The sequence below is a fragment of the Rhizobacter sp. P3_C12 genome, assembly GCF_056402735.1.
The window spans coordinates 1-5591 of sequence record NZ_JBFUGW010000347.1 but is presented as its reverse complement, the minus strand read 5'-3'; the positions used below and the strand labels follow the sequence as shown (position 1 = coordinate 5591).

Below are 5591 nucleotides of genomic sequence, written 5' to 3'. Positions count from 1 at the left end.
CGCCTACATCGGCTACTCCGGCACCTGGAACACCAGCATCTACGACCTGGTGCCGGCCAACATCCCGAACTACTTCACGCACGTGAACCTGGCCTTCGCGAAGCCGAACACGCCGTACGTGAAGGGCAGCTACGCGTTCGACCAGTCGATCGCCGGCTTCGAGTTCGCCGAAGGCGCCTCCGGCAACAACGGGCAGCGCTTCTTCAGCGCGCAGCAGGCGCAGGACCTGCGCAACAACATCGCGGCGCTGAAGGCCCGCGGCACGCAGGTGTGGCTGTCGTTCGGCGGCTGGGCCTACAGCCAGGGCAGCGAATGGGCGAACTACAACGCCCGGGGCGTCGTCGACCTGGCGCTGGACCTCGGCGCGTCAGGCGTCGACCTCGACTGGGAAGTGAACGGCGCGTCGTGCAACAAGCTCGACGCCGCCAACTTCAGCTGCAACACCGATGCGCAGATCGTCGGCATCATCGATGCGACCTACGCCGAGATCCAGTCGCGCGGCGCCAAGCTCGGCATCTCGGTGGCCGGCTGGTCGACCGGCGCCTACTACGTGAAGGGCTCGCCGTTCGAGGAAGGCAAGGTGCAGTGGGGCTCGCCGTTCGGCGGCGTGATGTACACCGCCGTCAAGACGCGCGGCAGCAAGCTGAGCCACGTCAACCTGATGTCGTACGACGGCGGCGACTACTACGACCCGCGCGAGGGCTACGAGTCGTACCGCGCGATCTACAGCGGCCCGATCCACATGGGCATGGAGATCGCCCCGGAAGGCGCGGGCGGCGCGGTGCTGAAGATCCCGGCCAACGGCGTGCAGTACGACGCCGACATGCTGAACGGCAGCAACAACATGGCGACGCCGTACTACAACGTCGAGACGCTGGTGAACTACGTGAAGAACAAGGGCCGCTCGAACGACGGCTTCATGATCTGGCAGATCTGGAAGCAGCGCGTGCACATGCCGGCACCGGCCGGCGCGGCCACCGAGAACTCGGCCGGGCAGTACGTGTGCCGCAACCTGCCGCTGAAGGGGGATTGCAACCAGACGATCCCGAGCCTGCCGAAGCTGTGAAGCTTCCGTAGGGACCGAGGCCCAGGGGGCCGTCAGGTTGCCGCCAAGGCGACCGCGTCGGCCCCCGCCGGCGTGCGCATCGGCGCCGCCGGGTCGGTCACCGCACGCCACACCGCCTCGGCGACATCCCGTGCGTGCGTGACCGGCGTGCTGGTGTCGCGCAGCGCGGCGAACACGCGTGCCGTGAAGTCCGCATAGGCCTCGTGCGCGCTGCCGGCCATGAGCCGGCGGGCGTTGTCGCCGAAGCTGGTGCCGGGTGCGCGCCCCGGCAGCACCACGCGCACCCGCACGTTGAACGGCGCCAGCTCCAGCGCGAGCGATTCGGTGAACGCATTCACGGCCGCCTTGCTCGCGGTGTAGACCGACAGCAGCGGCAGCGGCTTCAGCGTGACGCTCGACGTGACGTTGACGACGACGCCGGCGCGCCGCTCGCGAAACTGCGGCAGCACGGCCCGCGTCATCGCGATGGTGCCGAGCGTGTTGGTCTCGAAGATCGCGCGGGCGCTGTCGGGCGTGATGCCTTCGAGYGGCGCCAGCAGGCCGACGCCGGCGTTGTTGACGAGCGCATTGACCGGCCCGGCCGCCTCGACGCAGCGGCGGATGCTCTCGGCATCGGTCACGTCGAGCGGCAGCACGCGCAGGCGGTCGGTGTGTGGCAGCAGATCCTCGCGCGGCGTGCGCATCGTCGCGATGACGCGCCAGCCCTGGTCGAGGAAGAAGCGCGCCGTCTCGAGGCCGAAGCCGGATGAGCAGCCGGTGATCAGGACGGTGGGGACGCTGGATCGGGTGGACATCGGGAACTCCATCAGGTTGGCGATGCCCGCACGATACGCAGCCGGAACCGGACTGACTACACTCTGGAGTCCATTGATTTGTCGAGAGAGTCCTGCATGGTCGATCCGTTGGCAGAAGTCGTGTCCTTGCTGCAACCCGGGGCGCCGTTCTCGAAGCTCGTCGTCGCTTCGGCGCCGTGGGCGGTGCGCCGCGCCGAGATGGGCCGGCCGTTCTACTTCGTCGTGCTCGAAGGCGGCTGCCACCTGACGATCGACAGCCCGGGCGGTGGCGAAACGATCACGCTGCGGGAAGGCGACTTCGCGCTGATCCCCGCTGCGCGCGGCTTCGCGACGTCCAGCCTCGACCGGCAGCCGCCGCGCGCGGACGAAGCCGTCACCACGCCGATCGCGCCGATGCCGGGCGGCGCACGCGTCGGCGACCCGAACGGCGCGGTCGACGTGCGCATGCTGGTCGGCCACTGCRTRTTCGGCTCGCCCGATGCAGCGCTGCTGGTACCGCTGCTGCCGCAATGGGTGCATGTGCGCGGCGAGCGCCGGCTGTCGACGCTGGTGCAATTGGTCGGCGACGAATCGCGCACCGACCGGCCGGCGCGCGAGATCGTGATGGCGCGCCTGCTGGAGGTGCTGCTGATCGAGGCACTGCGGGTGCCGGCCGGCAGCGCGGCCGGAACGTCGACCTCGGCGGGCCTGGTGCGTGCGCTGGCAGATCCGAAGCTGGCCGTGGCACTGCGACGCATGCACGAGCGGCCGCAGGATGCGTGGACCATCGCGCAGCTGGCGCAAGAGGCAGCGATGTCACGCTCGGCCTTCTTCGAGCGCTTCAGCCGCGCGGTCGGCGTGGCGCCGATGGCGTACCTGCTGGCCTGGCGCATGGCGCTCGCGCGGCAGATGCTGCGGCAGCGCGAACTCGCCATCGCCGAGATCGCCGAGCGCGTGGGCTACAGCTCGGTCAGCACCTTCGGCGTGGCGTTCACACGGCATGTGGGGATGCCGCCGGGGCGGTATGCCAGCCGAACGCTTTACGATCCTGTCTGATTCCTGCGCCTGAACATGCCTCACTTCCTCTTTCCGTTGCCGTCTGGCGCAGGCCGCATGCAGCGGGCGTGCCGAAACTCTGGAAGCCTGGCCTGTGAGTGCTGACATGCCGGGAGGCGATCCGTTCGAATCACCGGATCAATACATCGCGCGACTGAGGAACAGCCCCGAGGCCAGGGGCGCCGTGGCACGAGGAAAAGTACAACGGCTCGCTGAACACGATCCGGTGCAGGCACTGCAGGTGGCACGCAGCATCGAGCACCCCTGGTATCGCTGCCAGGCCATCGCGTCCATCGCGGAGATGAACCCCACCGATCAGGCTGCGGAGAGCCTGCTGGACGAGGCCTTTGCGGCGGCCTACAGCCAGGATGAGCCGAATCGCATCGCCTCCGTCGCGCTGTGGCCGTTGCGCCTGCTGGTCCACAGGGCTCCAGGCAAAGCGGCAGCGCACGCGCGTGAGCTCCTTCAGATCATTTCCCGAGAGCCTCACGGGCTTCGCAAGCTGGATGGGCTTCACGCCATTCTCGTGGCCGTCGAGCCAGCGACTCCGGATCAGCGCATCCCCAGCACCTCGACCACCGCATCGATCACCGCCTGCGGCTTCTCGGCCGGAATGTTGTGCCCCGCGCCGGCGACCACGCGATGGACTCCGCGGCTCGACAGCGCCACCACCTCCTCGTGCGTCTTCAGCACCTCGGCCTCGAAGGCCTTGTCGAGCTCGCTCCGGGGCTTGCCGGGTGCCGCATACAGACTGACGCCGCGGGTCAGGTAGACCAGCGGCAGGTCGCCGAAGCGCTTGCGCGCGGCGCGCAACTGGGCCGCGCTCTTCGTGTGGTACTGGAGGTACTCGGCGTGCACGGCCGTCTGCCGCTTGAGATCCAGCCGTGCCGAGCGCACCACCGGCCACAGCAGCGGCCCGTAGAGTTCGGCGCTGTCGCCCACGCATTGCACGTACGCCTCGCTCCCCGCCTTCATGCCCTGGCGCACCGCGCGGTAGCAGCCCTCGTCGATCGCCTTCTCTTGCGCCAGCAGCTTCGAGAACTTGCCACCGGTGACGCGGCTGCCACGCGCGGGCTCGTCCTCGTGCTCGCTGTCGACGATCACCAGGCCGCCGACCTCCTTCGGCCAGGTGTAGGCGTAGAGCTGGGCGATGCGGCCGCCCATCGAATGACCGACCAGCACATAGGGCGGCTTCAGCTTCGCCCGCTGGAGCAGCACGTGCAGGTCCGCAACCGCCTGCGCATGGGTGGCGGGCCGGGTCGTGGCGTCGCTGAAACCGTACCCGGCGCGGTCATAGACGCAGGCGGTGGTCAGCTTCGAGACGGCCGGATGCACCTTCAGCCAGTCCCAGCCGTCACTTTCCAGGCCGGCATCGAAGATCACCACCGGGCCGCCGCTGCCGCGGCAGTACAGGTTCAACCGACGGCCGTGGTCGACGTCGATCAGCTGATGCGGCTTCGCGTAATCGGCCGCCTCGTCAGGCACCGCGGCTTGCGCGAAGCTGCCTGATGCGGCACCTGCCAGGACAAGGGCCGCGAGCAGCGGACGCAAGGCGCGGAAAGAGAAGTTCGACGACAGAGTCGGCATGGGATGGCAATGCCGCGAGGCATGTTGGAGCGGTGCGCGATGGTATCGGCGGATCACAGCCACCCCTCTTGCTCGGCCTTCACCAGCTGCTGCGCCATGTGCTCGCACAGTCGTCGCAGCGTCTCTGGCACACCCGGCCGCTCGCGTATGCGAGCCAACGTCGCGGGATCATGGTGATCATCCAGCGCCAGCTTCTGCCGGGCCGCAGCGAGCTGATCGACGCCCATCAGATGCGGCTCCCACGGCAGCCCGCGGCCCTCCCACAGGCTGCCGGCCGTCAGCGCGATCTCGACGCCCGCCGGATCCGGATCGGCGCTGATGCGCGCCGGCGCGGGGGCCAGTTCCAACAGCGCGCCGACGGCTGCCATCCAGTCGCCCGGTGGCCGCCCTGGCAGCCAGACCAACGCGACGCCGTCCTCGCGTTGCGCCGCCTGCCGCTCGAAGCTCGCGCGGTTCTCGATCAGCCAGTAGTGCATCGGCGCCACCGCCCGCGCCAGCTTCAGCAAGTCACGCGCCGCCAGCCCCACGCAATGCAGCGCCCGCAGATCGCAGCGGTGATCGGGCGCCCATGCCAGATCGAGTGCGCCTGCCAGCCACACCTGCTGCGCGAACCGCTCGATGCCCAGCGCAGGCAGGTCGACGTGCGCATCCAGCCATTGCCACTCCGCGGTCGCGAGCGACTTGGTCTTGCCGCGCGCCTGCAGTTCGAAATCCCGCCGCGTGCCGGTGTGCTGCTCGTCCTGCCAGTTCGCCAGCGCATGCAGCAGCTCGATGCGGCGCATCAGCGTCGCCAGGTTCAGCGCCGAGYCGCCCTCCGCCAGCTCGGCCGCGGCCGCCTGCAGCGCCTCGCGCGCTTGCACCCAGTCGGCCAGCGCCTGCAGCAGCTCCGCACGCTGGTCACGCCGCGATTCGAGCGTGCCCAGCCCCAGCAGCTGCTTCAACGCCGGCAGGTGCAGCCAGGTGATAGCCTGCCGCAGCCAGCCGTTCCTGCCCTGGCGATCCGTGACGCTGATCCAGCCGTGGTTCAGCAGCAGCGTCGCGAGGTCTTCCACCTCCTCGATCGACGCGCGCGACTCCTCCGACCGCAGCAGCGGCAGCCACTGCCGCGT

The 5591-nt window shown here is 69.2% G+C and carries 6 protein-coding genes; 2 read left to right on the top strand and 4 right to left on the bottom strand.

Annotation, left to right across the window (positions count from 1 at the left end; all coding sequences use genetic code 11):
• Positions 1 to 1066: glycosyl hydrolase family 18 protein (locus AC1DXV_RS30595; protein WP_477937216.1), on the top strand; the 1066-nt coding region annotated here is incomplete at its 5' end.
• 32 nt (positions 1067 to 1098) lie between these two features.
• Here the strand turns inward: AC1DXV_RS30595 and AC1DXV_RS30590 are convergent.
• On the bottom strand, positions 1099 to 1860 hold the full coding sequence (locus AC1DXV_RS30590; RefSeq protein ID WP_477868988.1) for an SDR family oxidoreductase: 762 nt from the start codon (positions 1858 to 1860) through the stop codon (positions 1099 to 1101).
• Between the two features lie 96 nt (positions 1861 to 1956).
• Here AC1DXV_RS30590 and AC1DXV_RS30585 point away from each other — a divergent pair, with 96 nt between their 5' ends.
• A complete protein-coding gene (locus tag AC1DXV_RS30585) occupies positions 1957 to 2895 on the top strand; it encodes an AraC family transcriptional regulator (RefSeq protein WP_477937214.1) in 939 nt (312 codons plus the stop codon).
• A 130-nt stretch (positions 2896 to 3025) separates the two neighbouring features.
• Here AC1DXV_RS30585 and AC1DXV_RS30580 read toward each other — a convergent pair whose 3' ends face one another.
• The 3 genes from AC1DXV_RS30580 to AC1DXV_RS30570 form a co-directional block, all read right to left on the bottom strand.
• A complete protein-coding gene (locus AC1DXV_RS30580) occupies positions 3026 to 3412 on the bottom strand; it encodes a hypothetical protein (RefSeq protein ID WP_477868984.1) in 387 nt (128 codons plus the stop codon).
• Between the two features lie 35 nt (positions 3413 to 3447).
• Positions 3448 to 4482 carry an alpha/beta hydrolase gene (locus tag AC1DXV_RS30575; RefSeq protein WP_477868982.1) on the bottom strand — a complete coding sequence of 345 codons (1035 nt, stop codon included), beginning with the start codon at positions 4480 to 4482 and terminating at the stop codon, positions 3448 to 3450.
• Between the two features lie 53 nt (positions 4483 to 4535).
• Positions 4536 to 5591 (bottom strand): DUF2399 domain-containing protein (locus tag AC1DXV_RS30570; RefSeq protein ID WP_477937212.1); only part of this gene is annotated, 1056 nt, incomplete at its 5' end.